Below are 14,248 nucleotides of genomic sequence, written 5' to 3'. Positions count from 1 at the left end.
GCAGCCAGAGGATTCAAAACTCTATAATACTAAACCATGAAAATCAACTGGGATAATCCAACAGAAGAGGCGCGGATCGAAGTTATTCCCCTCATTGACGTTATTTTCTGCATTTTGACCTTTTTCATCTTAGCGGCCGTGGGGTTGACCCGCCAGCAAGCGATTACCGTGGATTTGCCGAGTGCCAAGACCGGAACCACCCAAATGCAGGATATGTTAATTGTTAGTGTGGATACGGTGGGTCAAACCTATATTGAACAGGAATTAGTCCCCAGGGATCAATTGCGACAGCGCTTACTCGCCTATCAGATTCAGAATGCACAGGGATTAATGGTACTGTATGCCTCAAAAACAGCTCTTTATGAAGATGTTGTCCAAATTTTAGATTTAATGCGGTCTGTGGGCGGCGATCGCGTGGCATTGGCAACGCTTCCCACAGGGGTGAACGCCTCGGAAGTTACCCCAGCAGAACCTCCGAATCTGGATTTAGGGATTCCCGGTTTAACGCCTTTACCGACTCCAGTTCCTGCACCAGAGCCGACAACGACCGTACCTGAAGCACCTGAAGCACCAGAGACTTCAGAAACCCAGGAATAAGGGTTAATTATTTCCTAAATCTTGGCGACAAGTTTCTAGATACCCACGCTCGGCATCCCTCAATGGTGAAATTCGATGAAAGCCTTCTGGCTCAAACTGGAGGTTTGGAGAGCCTGGACTAGAGGCGATCGCCACAGGTTCCAAAGCCATTGCATAAGCATGAGCAGTGCGATCGTAACTATCAATCACCGTCAAAGTGAGTTGGTTTTGGACAACCTGTCCATAGAAACAATCAAAGGAAGAATGGGGAAGATAAAAAGCGCCCAAAAGCTGCTGCTGACGAGTTTCAAACACCATATAGGCTTGACCTAATTGATCCAGTTGAGGAGATTCTCCATAAAAATAAACCCCATCTGGAAACTGAGCGATCGCTTCAGCCTGGGAACTTTCAGGAGAGCTAGACGTATTTTGAGCCAAGGCCGGAGCGCCATTTCCCAAGGAGACCATGAGGGTAACGATCAGAGGCGTTAGCACCGATGAAGAGTTTACCAACGTTGAAGTTAAGCGTTGCATCTGAGATGATAAAAATTCAAGCACCCTAGTTTCCTCCTCAGAAAAATCGATTTTATAAATCAGCATTTTTTATTCTGTTAGAAGCACCTGTGGGATCTCTTGGCATTCAAGCCAGGTGCTTCTTCGATTTTGGAGACAACACAACCAACCCTTAGCTGGCTAAATACTCACGAACCAGACCCCGATGGCGACGTAAGTAGGTTAAGGCTTGTCGTTCCAGTTGGCGGACTCGCTCGCGACTTAAACTCATGCGCTGACCGACTTGAGAGAGAGATAACTCATGACCATCCGTGAGTCCAAACCGTAAGTTCAACACCTCTTGTTGTTGAGGTGTGAGGTCAGCGATCAGATGATGCAAGTCTTGGCGCAGGAGTTCTTGAGTGGCATAGTGTTCCGGAGAAATACCATCGTCTTCCAAGAGTTCTTGGAGTTCCGTATCTTGGTTATCTCCCACCCGTAGATCTAGGGAGATGGGTTGACGGGAGAGGGTGAGGTATTCACGGATTTGAGCCGGTTTCAGGTCTAAGGCTTGGCCGATTTCCGTAGGAGTCGCACTGCGACCAAACTGTTGGGAGAGTTCTCGTTGAATTTTTTTGATTTTGTTGAGTTTCTCCGTGATGTGGATCGGTAGGCGAATGGTTCGCCCTTGTTGGGCGATCGCCCGCGTAATGGCTTGACGAATCCACCAATAGGCGTAAGTAGAGAATTTATAGCCCCTCATGGGGTCAAATTTTTCCACTCCCCGTTCGAGTCCCAGGGTTCCTTCTTGGATTAAATCCAGAAACTCCATATTCCGTTTCTGGTATTTTTTGGCGATCGCCACCACCAGACGCAAGTTCGCTTCAATCATTTTTTGTTTGGCTCGTTGACCTTGCTTGACCATCCGATCCAACTCTTGAGAATCGAGCTGCACCAAATCAGCCCATTCCTCGTCACTGATGGGGCGATCGAGTTGGTCTTCTTGCTGCTCTTTAACATTCATCAACCGCATCATCTGTTGAACCTGTTTACCCAATACAATCTCTTGCTCATGGCTTAACAGAGGAATACGACCGATTTCATGCAGGTATGTCCTTACCATATCTGCCTTATAGGTGGGGAGCTTCGTTTGGGTGTTGGTTTGCGTCTTGGTCATGGTTTTAGGCATTAGGATTAGGTCGTTGTGATGATCGGGGTTAATACTGAAAACTTGAGAGCTTAAAAACCGTCTACTCAATTTCGTAGACGTTTCCCGGACATCTGTATTGGGGATATCTATTCCTAGGGTTCCCGATCCGTCGCCAAAACTTGACAACTTGGACTGGAGCAATCAGTTCAGCGACCTTCTGACCCCTGGTTCCGTTAGGAGATTCCCTAACGTGTAACTTATCTTTCAAGGATGGGGTGAATTCCCGGTTGTTGTCTAACTTGCTTCATTTCTAAGAGTAAGTTAAACCTCTGGTGTTATACCTCCTCCTTTCAGGTGAATTTTCTTCACCCAATTAGACTGAGTTTTTTTACTTAACTTTGTTTTAAGAAAGTCATCTCCTCTCCTTTTCCGTCTCTAAGATCTAGGATTGAATATTTTCTCCCGATATGTCAGTTCGGTTCATCATGGAGATTGCCGAACCTTTGGCCATGGGTTGAGACGACGAATTTTTGCCCATTGAGTTCCTGAAACCCCACTAGAAAAGCTCTCAAGCTTTAGTCAACTTCATTTGTAGTATATCGTAACTTGTTGATTAAATCAACCCCTTTAGGGTAACAAACTCCAGGGGCATGATCATGATTCATTATTAACTGTATTGGCTGTCGCTCTAATGAAAATGATTCATCAGAGAAGGTAACCTAATCCGAAAGGTTGTACCCACTCCCACTTGACTAGAAACTTCAATCGTGCCCTGGTGACATTCTATAGCTTGTTTAACAATATACAAGCCAATACCAGTCCCCTTAATTTTACCTACATTACTGGCTCGTTCAAAAGGACTGTAAAGATTCTCCAGATCTTCCGTCGGAATACCAATACCCTGATCGCTCACTTCTAACAGCATTGCATGGGGTTGAGGGGTTAAGGTTATACATACTGTCCCCCCTTCTGGTGAATATTTAATCGCATTGGACAATAAATTATTGAGAATATGCCCCAGAATATCTTCATCAAGATAAAGATAAAAAGATTCTCGATTGCACTCAAATACTAAGGAGCATTTTTGATCGGCCATGATCTCAAAGTAATCCAATCTTTCTCTGCACAACTCAACGATATCAATAGATGTAGGATTTAAGGGTAACTTGCCAGACTCAACTTGATCAATCGTTAGCATTTCTTCAAGTTGCAACGTCATATTTTTAATGGCAACTTGCATCCGATCGAACTGCTTATTTTTTTGAGATAAGTTCAAATCATCCCCATATTGTCTAAGAATTTCAAGGGAAACCAAGATATGAGTTAAAGGGGCACGCAAATCATGGGAAATCATGGATACAAAATGAGATTTTAACTCATTGAGTTTTTTCTCTTCATGCCAAAGGATTTTAATGTTTCGATCTTTTTTGTGTTTAGCGATAGAGAGAGCGATCGCTGATTTTATATCCTCTAACTTAGCCGGTTTATTCAGGTATCCATAGGTTAAAGTTTCTGTAGCATCTTCCAATGTTTTAGCATCACTAAAAGCGGTTAAATAAATAATGGGGATATCATAATCTTGTAGGGCACGGGCCGCATCAATCCCACTCATATTTCCTTGGAGCTTAATATCCATCAAAATCAAGCTTGGAGGATTTTTCATTACCTGATTGATTGCCGCTTCTCCAGTCTTAACCACGCCAGATACTTCATAGCCTAATTCTTGAAGATTATCTGCTAAGTTATGAGCCGCTATCAACTCATCTTCAACAATCAAAATCTTGGCAAAATTATTCATATTTCAATACCCTGATTAAGAACATTGTTCAAATCTGAAGTGAAAACCTGTTCCATTATTATTCTGCACTTCAAGATCGGCATCTAACTGATCGGCTAGAATAGACACTAAACGCATTCCAAGGGAAGGGGATTGTTGCCCACTCACCCCAGAGGATAGTCCTATCCCATTATCAATGATCTTTAAATCCAGTTGTCCATGGTTAATTTCACGGAATTTAATCCACACGGTTCCCTCTCGATCGCCTGGAAAGGCATGTTTTAAGGCATTGGTGACTAATTCATTGATGATTAAACCGGTTGGAATGGCGGTTTCTATAGTTAGTTCTACGGGATCGGCTTCAATTTCTAAGTTAATCTGATTTGATTGCATCCGATAGGAGGCGGAAATACTGAGAACCAAACTATGGATGTATTCAGCAAAATCAATGCGAGAGATACTCTTCGAGCAATAGAGCTTCTCATGAATTAAAGCCATGGTTTTGAGGCGTTTTTGGCTATCGAGTAATAAATCATTCAGACCTGGATCGCTGACTTGCCGAGATTGCATGTCGAGTAAACTATAGATGATATTAAGATTATTTTTGACTCGGTGGTGGATTTCCCGGAGCAAAACTTCTTTTTCCGCTAAGGACGCTTTGAGTTGTGCTTCAGCTTGTTTGCGATCGCTCACATCAAAGATGGCACCATCGAGATAAACTAGCTCCTCTTGCTCATTCCACACTCCTTTACCCTTCTCATAAACCCAATGAATCGTACCATCACGGGCTATCATTCGATACTCTAGCTCAAAGGGAGCGTGTTGGGCTAGAGCTAACTTAACCTGCTCTTGTACCCAAGGTAAATCTTCAGGATGGAGCAAGATAGCTAATCCCGGTACCATCCGAGACATCATGTCATCCGCGCTATAACTGATGATATCTTCAATGGCATCATTGATAAATTCTACTGTCCAATCTTGATTGGGTAAACAGCGATAAATAATTCCTGGAATGTGAGAGACTAGGGTACGGTAGCGCATTTCGTTGTCTTTCAGGGCTAATTCCACCTGTTTCCGAGCCGTAATATCTTGAATAAGTCCAAAGAGTTTAATTACTTCTGCGCGATCATTAAAAATAGGTTGTCCTTGGGCCCAAACCGTACGAACGTCACCCGAAGACCGAAGAATGCGTAACTCGAAATCGTATTCTATTCCCTCAGAAATTGCCTGTTGAATGACCTGTTGAAATTGGGCCCGATCGTGAGGGTGATATTGTTGAATATGTTGAGAATAGGTTGGAGGTCTCTCCATAGTGGGATCTTGGCCAAAAATGCGGAACACTTCATCCGACCAAAAAATTTCTTGGGTGAGCAGATCAAACTCCCAACTCCCTAACCCAGCCGCCTTCTGGGATGCAGCCAGCAGTTGTTGACTTTTCTCTAGAGCCGCTTCTGCTTTTTGGCGATCGCGCAAATCTCGGGCGATCGCACAGCTATACTCTAATCCTTGATACTGAAAAAAATTGAAATTAATTTCTACAGGAATCTCTACACCAGATTGGCTCTGATAGACGGAATCAACACGCATAAATCCGGAGGATTTTACCTGAGTCCAAAACTCCGTCCAAGGAGACGTGCGGCAAGAAAGATAAATTTCCCCGATATTCATCCGTAATAATTGATCGCGGCGGTAATCTAAAGTTTGACAGGCGCGATCGTTGACATAAATGAGTTGACCGTGAGCATCAATAAGCAAGACAGAATCCATCACCCGATTAAGGGTAAATTGAATTAACTTTAGGGTTTCATCGGCCTGTTTTCGCTCAGTGATATTTTCAACAATGAGAATTCCATAGGTAGGACTGACCTGGGACGGTTGTATCAACGAGTCAGAGGTGGAAATGACTGAAGCAATGACTTTGACCCACAAAAATTCCTGACTCTGATGAATACAACGTTGCTTGACCTGAAAAGACGGAATTTCACCCTTCATCAACCGGTTGAGGAGAGTCTGAGTTAAGTCTCGATCGTTAGGATGGAGTAAATCGACTAAGTTGACGGATTGCAACTCTAAGACAGAATAGCCTAACATCCGGCACAAGGATAGATTAACTCGTTCTAAGCCATACTCAGGATTGAGAATGGCAATTCCTAGGGGAGAGTCTTCAAAGATATGACGAAATCGCACTTCACTTTGGCGTAGGGCGTTTTCAATCTGATGGCGTTCTCGAATTTCCGCTTGAAGTTGAGAGTTAATGTCTTGCAGTTCTTGGGTGCGCTGCTCAATCGATAATTCCATTTGTTCATGGAGATGTTCTAAGGTGAGTTCTACCTGTTTTCGCTTTAAGGTACAAGTCAGTAATTCACTGGCCCATTTGAGGTGTTTAATGCAATCTTTTTCCCAGATTTTAGGCTGCCGAATGGTGGAAAATCCTAGATATCCTATTAATTTATCGCTATCGATCAGGGGAAGTAGTAGTAAAGATTGAGCTTGGATCGCGGAGGCGATCGCGTGTTCGGCTTTGGCTTCTGGCGGAAAATCCTGTAAAGAATGGATAGGAATGGCTTGGTGTTCGTTCAGGTGTTTCATCCACCAAGGGGTAAATTCTACGGGAATTTGATGCCAGAGGGGGGGTAAGGGACTAATCTGAGGATCGTACCACTGATACCGGAGTTGGGCTATCTGGCGATCGTCCCCCAATTGAAACAGATAGGCGAGATCGCACTGGTAATGTTGAGCTAAACGACCAATAGCAGTTTCTATTTCCCGATCGAGTTCTCGGAAGTCTAACCACATAAACTGGGTACACATGCTACTGATTAAATGCTCAAACTCCATACGTTCTCTGAGCTTAAGTGCTTGTTCTTTACTGGGAATATTGGCACTTTCTTGGCCTAAGACTGGCCCAGCAACCAGATGGTTTACACTTTTCTTTAGGTTGTAAAGACTTAAATTGTGGCTTTGAAATGTTGCGGCTTGTTCGAGTAAGGGCGGCCAATGTTCGGGGTTGAGATCCTGTTGTAAAAACTGGGATAAACTGTGATGATGCCACTGAAATAGGGTGGATAGGGGAATTTGGGCGGCGATCGCCTCCTGTATCCAGTCTCCAATTTCAGGAGATAATCGCCCCTCTTGTAGATACTCCTGAAGGAAGATGGTATAACCCTCTATCCAATCGTGTTGTGACCTCGACATTCTTGATTGACTATCTCAAGCCCCATTGATGGGTTATGCTCCCGTTGATCCCATTGTTATTGTGCTATAAAAGTGCAAATTTTGGTGTAAGGACTAAAACCCTAAATCGCTCATTGCTGCTTCTTCTGCGGCAAAAATATCTTCATCGGGGATATCTTCCCAAGCGGTTTCACCGACTTCGGTATAGAATTGTTGATCGTAGGGACGAGTTTGGACGACCACCGGCATGGGAACAGCATGACCTAGAATTAGAGCCTGCTGCTTAGAATCGAGTTTCGAGAGAACCGATCGCAAGTTTCCGGCTCCAGAAACACCGGTAAAAATAGCTTCAATATCTTTATCATCATTCAATAAAGCGGTTACACGGGTTCCCATTTGGGACATCACTTCCTTATCGATTCCAGAGGGACGTTGATCGACGACGAGGAGGGTAACGAAGTATTTGCGCATTTCTCTGGCGATCGTGCCAAAAATGGTTTGGCTACTGATGCTCGGATCGAGGAACCGGTGAGCTTCTTCAATGGTGATCACGAGGGGCAGGGGGCGATCGCTCGATTTCTTCGTCTGTAAAAAATGTTCGGCTTTCTTCACATAGGATTGGTGAATTCGGCGGGTAATCATATTCGTCGCTAACATATAGGAGAGTAAATTCGCTTGGGAACCAAATTCAATCACCACATGCTTACCCGCAGCTAACGTATCTAGAATTTGCCCAAACGGATTTTGGCGACTGGCTCCCCTTAAATATTTGAGTTGGGTGAGGCGATTGAGTTTCCGTTGCAGCGCCGTAACCGAGGACTTGCTCCCATTATTATCAAGACAAAAGTCTTGGATCTGTTCATTACTCATGTTCAAAAGCTGTAAGATCCAATTGCGTCCCAATTGAGTTTTGAGCAAGAGGGCACTATCTAAACTCGCTTCAGATAGGTTTAATTCCTGTTGCACTAAAGCCAGATCTTCAACTTCAATTTGCTCAAAACTTAAATATAATTCTTGGGCATCTCGAATGCCTCTGCGTTTGGCTGATTCTGGATCGAGGGTATACACCTGCACTTGGGACGGAAACAGTTGTCTTAAGCCTTTCGCGGTATTAACTGTTTTGCCTTCACAAACGGCTTCCCAACCATATTCAGAATGCATATCAAAGATTAAGTTAACTCCAACTCGCTGTTTAATAATGCCAGACAGTAATAAACGAGCCAAAAAGGATTTCCCAGTTCCTGATTTACCAAAAATACCGTTACTTCTCTCTACAAATCGGTCTAAGTCAATGCAAATTGGAACCTCCATATCTACCGGTTGACCAATAGAAAAATTATGACGCTGGGGGTCATCTTCCCAACCAAATACTGTGCGGAAGTCTAGTTCTTGCGCTTCATACACTTGGCTAAAGTGACTGGGAATGGTTTTAACCGGTTTGAGCGTAAAATCAACAGAAGTTTGGGCAGAAAATGAGGCTAAATTGGATTGAGAATCAGAACGCGATGGAGCAATGGTCTGTTCTTCTGGGGTAATCATCAGCATGGGAGTAACTTCTAGGGTTCCGTAGGTACTACTGCCAGCTAACACTTCTTGCAAAAAGAAGTTATTCGGATCGGGGGGATTGGCTAAGATGCGCGGACTTGCCGTTCCCAAGGTTACATCAGTCAAGAGACAGAAAAACCGCGATCGCCTCCCCTGAATCACCAAAAACTTGCCCACCCGCATTTCTTCAACCGATACATCGGGATGCAAGCGCACTTCTAATCCTTTAGAAAGGGAACCTTGAACAACAGAACCGAGAGGAGTCATGAGCAATTACAGCGCTTTGTGCTGTGATGGGGGATCGGCGGAGCAAACCACAGACTCGATGGAGCTTTAAAAATTAGGATCTATTGAAGGATGTCTGGGAGATTACTCGTTTTTGATTCAAGTTTCATTTCACCAAATTAGATTGACATACTCCCCACGCCTAAAGGCGTGGGGATTCTCCGGTCAAACAGCAATAGCAGTCTGGGACTGTCTGACATCGCCTAACGAATCAGTTGATGCCCCAACTGATTTTATATTTCTAGCCGCATTTAAGTCTCTATCATGCTTAGTTGAACATGAAGGACAAGACCATTGACGCTCTTTTAACTTCAGTTCATTGAGTACATGGCCACATTCAGAGCAAGTCTTAGAACTGGGAAACCATCGATCGATATAAACCACACGCTTAGATTTTTTGGCAGCTACACATTCAAGAAGGGAAAGGAATTCAGTCAAGGCTAAATCATTAATCTTTCTACCCCAAAGTCGTTGCATTCCTTTCAAGTTGAGGGTCTCAAAGTACAAAACATCAAAGCGATCTGTTAATTCATGAGCTAATTTCCAGTGCCAATCACGCCTACGATTAACAATGGCTTCATGTTTGCGAGCCAGATTGAGCCTTGCCTTGTGCCAATTCTTAGAGCCTTTTTTCTGGCTCGATAAAGCTCTAGACGCTTCACGAACCTCCTGGATGGACTGCTTCAGGAACAAAGGAGATTTAATCTTGAATCCTTCTGAGCAAGTGAGGAAATCTTTCAAGCCAAAATCAAACCCTGCTGTTTTACCAGACTTAGGAGTGATAAGTTTTTCTGAGCTATCGACTACAACAGTTATAAACAGTTCACCTAATGGTGTCCGCTTTACTGTTAGAGTCTTAATCTTGCCTTCTATTTCCCGGCTCTGCCAAAACTGATAGACTTTAGAGCCTATTTTTACCCGGTTGCCACCTAGGAATTTATAACCTGCCTGTTTTAAGGTGAAGGACTTGTATTTTTTAACCTTCTTAAAACCCGGCGGTCTAAAACCTTTCCCCTGATGTTTGAAGAATAGCTTATAAGCTTTATCTATGCGCTGGCAAATGTCTTGAACCGCCTGAGAGCCAACTAACTGCCAAAAACGATTACACTTTCTTAACTTAGCAATATGCTTTTGCAGTTGGGCACAGTTTAAGTATTTACCCCACAAGCGGTAGTAGCGCTTATGAAGTGCTACGCAATGATTATAGATGACCCCAGCCCCATTGATTTGTCGCTTCAGGTATCTATTTCGTTTATGTTGGTATAGCTTAAACTTTAGGGTTCTCATGATAGGATTATAACACCAGAGTGCCGAAAAAGCCGCCCTGGAAGGGCGGGGCTTTAAACCCAATTTTTCTGGTAAAATAATCCATAGAAAACCCATGAGATTAACCCATAGGAGATAGATCTTTGCCCACCCTAGGTGTAAATATCGATCATATTGCTACTATCCGCCAGGCTCGCAAAACCGTAGAACCCAATCCGGTTGCAGCAGCAGTACTCGCAGAACTTGGTGGAGCAGATGGGATTACGGTGCATCTTCGGGAAGACCGTCGCCACATTCAAGACCGAGATGTACAATTATTGCGCCAGACAGTGCGGACTCATCTGAACTTAGAAATGGCGGCTACGGAGGAAATGGTGGCGATCGCCTTAGAAATCCAACCTGACTATATCACGCTGGTTCCGGAACGTCGAGAAGAAGTGACCACAGAAGGCGGTTTAGACGTTATCGCTGGAGGAAAGCGTCTTGCCGATGTGGTACAAACCTTGCAAAATGCGGGCATACCGGTGAGCCTCTTCATTGATCCGAACCTTGACCAGATCAAAGCCTCAGCGGACATCAAAGCCAAATTTATTGAACTCCATACCGGAACCTACGCCGAAGCGCACCAAGAGCATGAACAACAAGAACAACTGGATTTGCTCACCCAAAGCTGTGATAGAGCTTGTACCCTAGGATTACGAGTAAACGCTGGCCATGGTCTCACTTATTGGAACGTTTACCCCGTTGCCTGTATTCCTGGCATGGAAGAACTCAACATCGGCCATACTATTATCAGCCGGGCTGTCCTAGTCGGCCTAGAACGAGCGGTTCGAGAGATGAAACACGCTATCCTCGGCACCACACCTTAGGAATGGGGGGCAAGGACACGGAAATTACTGCCCATGGCCCATTACCCATTGCCTTTTCCCAATAACCATTTACCGGTAAAATAACACTCTGTGTTCATCCAAACCAAACCCTATGACCACTTATCACTACGTCCTCGCCAGCAAGAAATTCCTCATGGAAGACGAACCTCTCGAAGAAGTCTTTCGGGAAAGAACCCGTAACTACAAAGAGAAAGAAAAAGATATTGACTTTTGGTTAATTGCTCAACCGGCATTTCTGGAAGCACCTGAACTTGCAGGGGCTAAAGCCAAATGCCCCCAACCGGCAGCCGCGATTATCTCAACAGATCCTCAACTTATCACTTGGCTCAAACTTCGCTTAGAATATGTGCTGACGGGTGAATTTGAAGCCCCATCAGATGCTATTCCTGACCCCAAAGCTTCCCTTGTTGCCTCGTCTTAAGTTTCCTAAGACGGATAACCTGTTCAGACTAAACGGGTTAGGCAGTAGGCAAAGATAGCTCAAGGGTAAGATTGCCCACTCAAAGACTCTATTCTACATCTTATGCCTTTTTACCCTAACTCCTCTAGTCTGACTCAATTTGTGAGTGCGATCGCCGGATTATCGACGTTTTTCCTCTCTTCTATTCCTGCCTGGAGTCAAACTAACCGCTTTTCCTGTCCTCCGCCAAACCCAGGGGAATATATGGTTTTCGTGCGCACACCCAACCCCTCTAGCCAACAACTGCTGCTGAACTATCTCTTACCCTCCAATCAAACGGCCCAAATCTGCCAATATAATAACGAAATTGTTACCCAAATCCGCAACTTAGCCAACGCCCAGGTGAGTGAGCGTTGGAGCCAATATATTTACGAGAATACGGGCTTACCCGCTTTTATGGTTGCACCCCCCCTAGGTCAAATTGGGACTCGTCCATTCAATCCCCCCGTCTTGCCAAGCAACCCCGGCTCGCCCCTCGGTTCGGGGTTTGCAGTATTAGTCAATGCCAACAATCGACAGGATGCTCCTCAGCAACTGCAAATCCTTCTGAACAAGGCGATTCCTTGGGTGAATTTCCAGGGTAATTCTTATTTACTGGCACTCCAGAGTAGCAATCAAGAAGAAGCTACGGCTACCTTAATGTCGTTAAGCGATCGCGGTTTTTTAGCTATTCTGGTTGATGCTCGCCAAGTGCAACAACTTACCCCAAACCGGCGTTAATTACACTCAGGACAATGCGTTGATGGGGGGTTCCCAAGGGGCGAACTTCATTGGCTTTGATTGAAAATGCCTCTCCTTCCCGCACTTGTTCAGGAGTCATTAACCCCATATCCCATCCTTCACCCAAAATTAATTTTTCCAGTGGCACGGTTAACGCACCATGATAAATATGGCGCACAATCCCCGGATCTCTATCACAGCCGAACTTATCCAAGTGTGGGGGGCAATAGGCAATTTCTTCGAGTAATTCCCGTCGGATACCTTCATCTGGGGACTCATCCCGCTCTAAATGACCGCCAAACAAGCCCCAAAATCCTGGATATAGGATGCCTGGGATGCGATCGCGCAATTGCATCAGATAACGATTTTCGCGATACAGAACCGCTAAAGCCACCTGAGTGGATTGTGTATCCATGATAAACTCCCAATTGTCCTGTTCTCTCTCAGTTTAGGTGGGGAATGGGAAGATGGGGACGCAAGCGAGAAGATAAGCAACCTTATCTTCAATGTTTTCTAAAACTTGAATTGTTTTTTAAAAAGTGTGTAATACTAAAGAGGTAGTGGGGAAAGAAGGTACAGTTTTGGCGAGTGATGTCGGAGGTAATACCGGTTTGGAAATCGATGTTGACGGGTGAGTTGAAGGCATGGGAAGTTATATTGAATTGAAGGAGTTTAGAAAGGTTCAAAAGTATCAAGCCACCCTAATTCTTGTTTAACTCGGTTCACGGCTGGTATCATACTGTTTCTGCCAGATAAAATTTTGTATCGTTTGTTAGGATCTCTAGAAGTTAGGTTTGGTCTAACTAAATTGTCTACCCATAAGTTACTACCTATTGACCAATCTAGTTGAGAAAGTTTCCATACTTTGTGAGAATCCAAAACATTTTGGTGGGAATCATACGTCAGATAAAATAAATGTCCTAAAATTTGTAAGCCAGCACTTATACTCAAAATACACTGATTTTGGAATCTGACCACATCTTCCCAAGTTAAAGTTTCAAACTCAGTTTCAAAAATATACTTCGTGTCACTACAATTTTGGAAAAATTCGTTGCAACAGTTAACCAAAACATTAGATGAAGCTTCAACATCATAATCTTTCAGTTCTGCTTTATTATTATTACTGAAAGCACAACTCACAAATTGAACAATATAATTAATCTTATAAATTAGCTTGTATTCTTTTCGTGTGGCTGGTGTGACTTCGGATTGCTCAGTTTTCTTGAAAAACATTGGGACAACTTCAATCAATTTTTTAGCTATACCGATTCGCCCTTCAAATTCTCCAAATGATACAAGTAGGGATTTGTCCAAAGGTCTAGTATATGCCATGTCACGAAAATCAGTTTGACATTGTTTTAGGTCTGATTCTAGAATCAAAGTGATAGGAAAATATTGATTTCCAATGATTTGGATGTCTGGACTCCTTGTTAAGTCATCGATTGCACGGATTCTATGTTGTCCATCAGTAATGTCTAACTTCACATTACCGGGAATCACGACTAAACCCATACCTCGCCCTAATTCAATAAGCTTAATTTGGGAACCATCAACATTAGCTGTGATTGTTCCTAGTACCCATGGCCTATTTTTGCGAACCCTTTCTAGAATATATTTTTTAATTTCTTCAGCATGTTTCTGTAAAACTGGACGATTTTTTCCAGAATCTGGATTATTCTTGGTAGAAGGTTTAGCTTGTAAAAGATTCGATAGATCGTAAGCAGGAACATTGATTTGTAACATCTTCCGGCCTCCTTGATAAAAAATTAAGGCAGGATAGCACCTATGTTGGTAGTATTGAGCAAAGTAGGGGCTTAAAACTTCATCAAGTGCTAATGGCTGTTGGGTGTTTGAGTCACTATGTGTAGACATATTGTAAGAATCTAGTAAAAACTTGTAACTAACTGATATTT

Annotated in this window: 12 protein-coding genes; 4 read left to right on the top strand and 8 right to left on the bottom strand. The window is 43.7% G+C overall.

What is annotated here, in order from left to right; all coding sequences use genetic code 11:
• Nucleotides 1–36 precede the first annotated feature (36 nt).
• On the top strand, nucleotides 37–597 hold the full coding sequence (locus tag AC3A14_RS01700; RefSeq protein WP_318731738.1) for an ExbD/TolR family protein: 561 nt from the start codon (nucleotides 37–39) through the stop codon (nucleotides 595–597).
• 3 nt (nucleotides 598–600) lie between these two features.
• Here AC3A14_RS01700 and AC3A14_RS01695 read toward each other — a convergent pair whose 3' ends face one another.
• The 6 genes from AC3A14_RS01695 to AC3A14_RS01670 form a co-directional block, all read right to left on the bottom strand.
• Complete coding sequence (locus tag AC3A14_RS01695; RefSeq protein ID WP_318731739.1) at nucleotides 601–1,134, bottom strand: hypothetical protein; 534 nt, start codon at nucleotides 1,132–1,134, stop codon at nucleotides 601–603.
• Nucleotides 1,135–1,261: 127 nt separating this feature from the next.
• Nucleotides 1,262–2,257 carry an RNA polymerase sigma factor, RpoD/SigA family gene (locus AC3A14_RS01690; RefSeq protein WP_413039099.1) on the bottom strand — a complete coding sequence of 332 codons (996 nt, stop codon included), beginning with the start codon at nucleotides 2,255–2,257 and terminating at the stop codon, nucleotides 1,262–1,264.
• Nucleotides 2,258–2,906: 649 nt separating this feature from the next.
• The gene (locus AC3A14_RS01685; RefSeq protein ID WP_318731741.1) at nucleotides 2,907–4,016 is read right to left on the bottom strand and encodes a hybrid sensor histidine kinase/response regulator; all 1,110 of its coding nucleotides are present in this window, start codon (nucleotides 4,014–4,016) and stop codon (nucleotides 2,907–2,909) included.
• A 15-nt stretch (nucleotides 4,017–4,031) separates the two neighbouring features.
• Nucleotides 4,032–7,190: a PAS domain S-box protein gene (locus AC3A14_RS01680; protein ID WP_318731742.1), complete on the bottom strand. Its 3,159-nt coding sequence runs from the start codon at nucleotides 7,188–7,190 to the stop codon at nucleotides 4,032–4,034.
• A gap of 93 nt (nucleotides 7,191–7,283) precedes the next feature.
• Complete coding sequence (locus tag AC3A14_RS01675; RefSeq protein ID WP_318698354.1) at nucleotides 7,284–8,981, bottom strand: ATP-binding protein; 1,698 nt, start codon at nucleotides 8,979–8,981, stop codon at nucleotides 7,284–7,286.
• Between the two features lie 183 nt (nucleotides 8,982–9,164).
• The gene (locus tag AC3A14_RS01670) at nucleotides 9,165–10,286 is read right to left on the bottom strand and encodes an RNA-guided endonuclease InsQ/TnpB family protein (RefSeq protein WP_487778899.1); all 1,122 of its coding nucleotides are present in this window, start codon (nucleotides 10,284–10,286) and stop codon (nucleotides 9,165–9,167) included.
• Between the two features lie 122 nt (nucleotides 10,287–10,408).
• Here AC3A14_RS01670 and AC3A14_RS01665 point away from each other — a divergent pair, with 122 nt between their 5' ends.
• From AC3A14_RS01665 to AC3A14_RS01655, 3 genes are all read left to right on the top strand, one after another.
• Nucleotides 10,409–11,134: a pyridoxine 5'-phosphate synthase gene (locus tag AC3A14_RS01665; RefSeq protein ID WP_318698355.1), complete on the top strand. Its 726-nt coding sequence runs from the start codon at nucleotides 10,409–10,411 to the stop codon at nucleotides 11,132–11,134.
• A gap of 112 nt (nucleotides 11,135–11,246) precedes the next feature.
• Nucleotides 11,247–11,576 (top strand): MgPME-cyclase complex family protein, encoded by a 330-nt coding sequence (locus AC3A14_RS01660; RefSeq protein WP_318698356.1) that lies wholly within the window; start codon nucleotides 11,247–11,249, stop codon nucleotides 11,574–11,576.
• A 102-nt stretch (nucleotides 11,577–11,678) separates the two neighbouring features.
• A complete protein-coding gene (locus AC3A14_RS01655) occupies nucleotides 11,679–12,335 on the top strand; it encodes a hypothetical protein (RefSeq protein ID WP_318731744.1) in 657 nt (218 codons plus the stop codon).
• On the opposite strand, the gene AC3A14_RS01650 is transcribed toward AC3A14_RS01655, so the two are convergent.
• Together AC3A14_RS01650 and AC3A14_RS01645 are read right to left on the bottom strand one after the other, a co-directional pair.
• The gene (locus AC3A14_RS01650) at nucleotides 12,316–12,750 is read right to left on the bottom strand and encodes an NUDIX hydrolase (protein WP_318731745.1); all 435 of its coding nucleotides are present in this window, start codon (nucleotides 12,748–12,750) and stop codon (nucleotides 12,316–12,318) included. The genes AC3A14_RS01655 and AC3A14_RS01650 overlap by 20 nt on opposite strands.
• 257 nt (nucleotides 12,751–13,007) lie before the next feature.
• Nucleotides 13,008–14,207 carry a DNA sulfur modification protein DndB gene (locus tag AC3A14_RS01645; protein ID WP_318731746.1) on the bottom strand — a complete coding sequence of 400 codons (1,200 nt, stop codon included), beginning with the start codon at nucleotides 14,205–14,207 and terminating at the stop codon, nucleotides 13,008–13,010.
• Between the last annotated feature and the right edge of the window lie 41 nt (nucleotides 14,208–14,248).

The organism is Roseofilum sp., from assembly GCF_982964205.1.
The sequence above is the reverse complement of the archived record's forward strand: the minus strand, read 5'-3'. Positions and strand labels throughout refer to the sequence as shown.

Coding starts and splice junctions, on each gene's coding strand:
- AC3A14_RS01700 (WP_318731738.1), top strand. CDS start 37: ATGAAAATCAACTGGGATAATCCAACAGAAGAGGCGCGGATCGAAGTT.
- AC3A14_RS01690 (WP_413039099.1), bottom strand. CDS start 2,257: ATGCCTAAAACCATGACCAAGACGCAAACCAACACCCAAACGAAGCTC.
- AC3A14_RS01685 (WP_318731741.1), bottom strand. CDS start 4,016: ATGAATAATTTTGCCAAGATTTTGATTGTTGAAGATGAGTTGATAGCG.
- AC3A14_RS01680 (WP_318731742.1), bottom strand. CDS start 7,190: ATGTCGAGGTCACAACACGATTGGATAGAGGGTTATACCATCTTCCTT.
- AC3A14_RS01675 (WP_318698354.1), bottom strand. CDS start 8,981: ATGACTCCTCTCGGTTCTGTTGTTCAAGGTTCCCTTTCTAAAGGATTA.
- AC3A14_RS01670 (WP_487778899.1), bottom strand. CDS start 10,286: ATGAGAACCCTAAAGTTTAAGCTATACCAACATAAACGAAATAGATAC.
- AC3A14_RS01660 (WP_318698356.1), top strand. CDS start 11,247: ATGACCACTTATCACTACGTCCTCGCCAGCAAGAAATTCCTCATGGAA.
- AC3A14_RS01655 (WP_318731744.1), top strand. CDS start 11,679: ATGCCTTTTTACCCTAACTCCTCTAGTCTGACTCAATTTGTGAGTGCG.
- AC3A14_RS01650 (WP_318731745.1), bottom strand. CDS start 12,750: ATGGATACACAATCCACTCAGGTGGCTTTAGCGGTTCTGTATCGCGAA.
- AC3A14_RS01645 (WP_318731746.1), bottom strand. CDS start 14,207: ATGTCTACACATAGTGACTCAAACACCCAACAGCCATTAGCACTTGAT.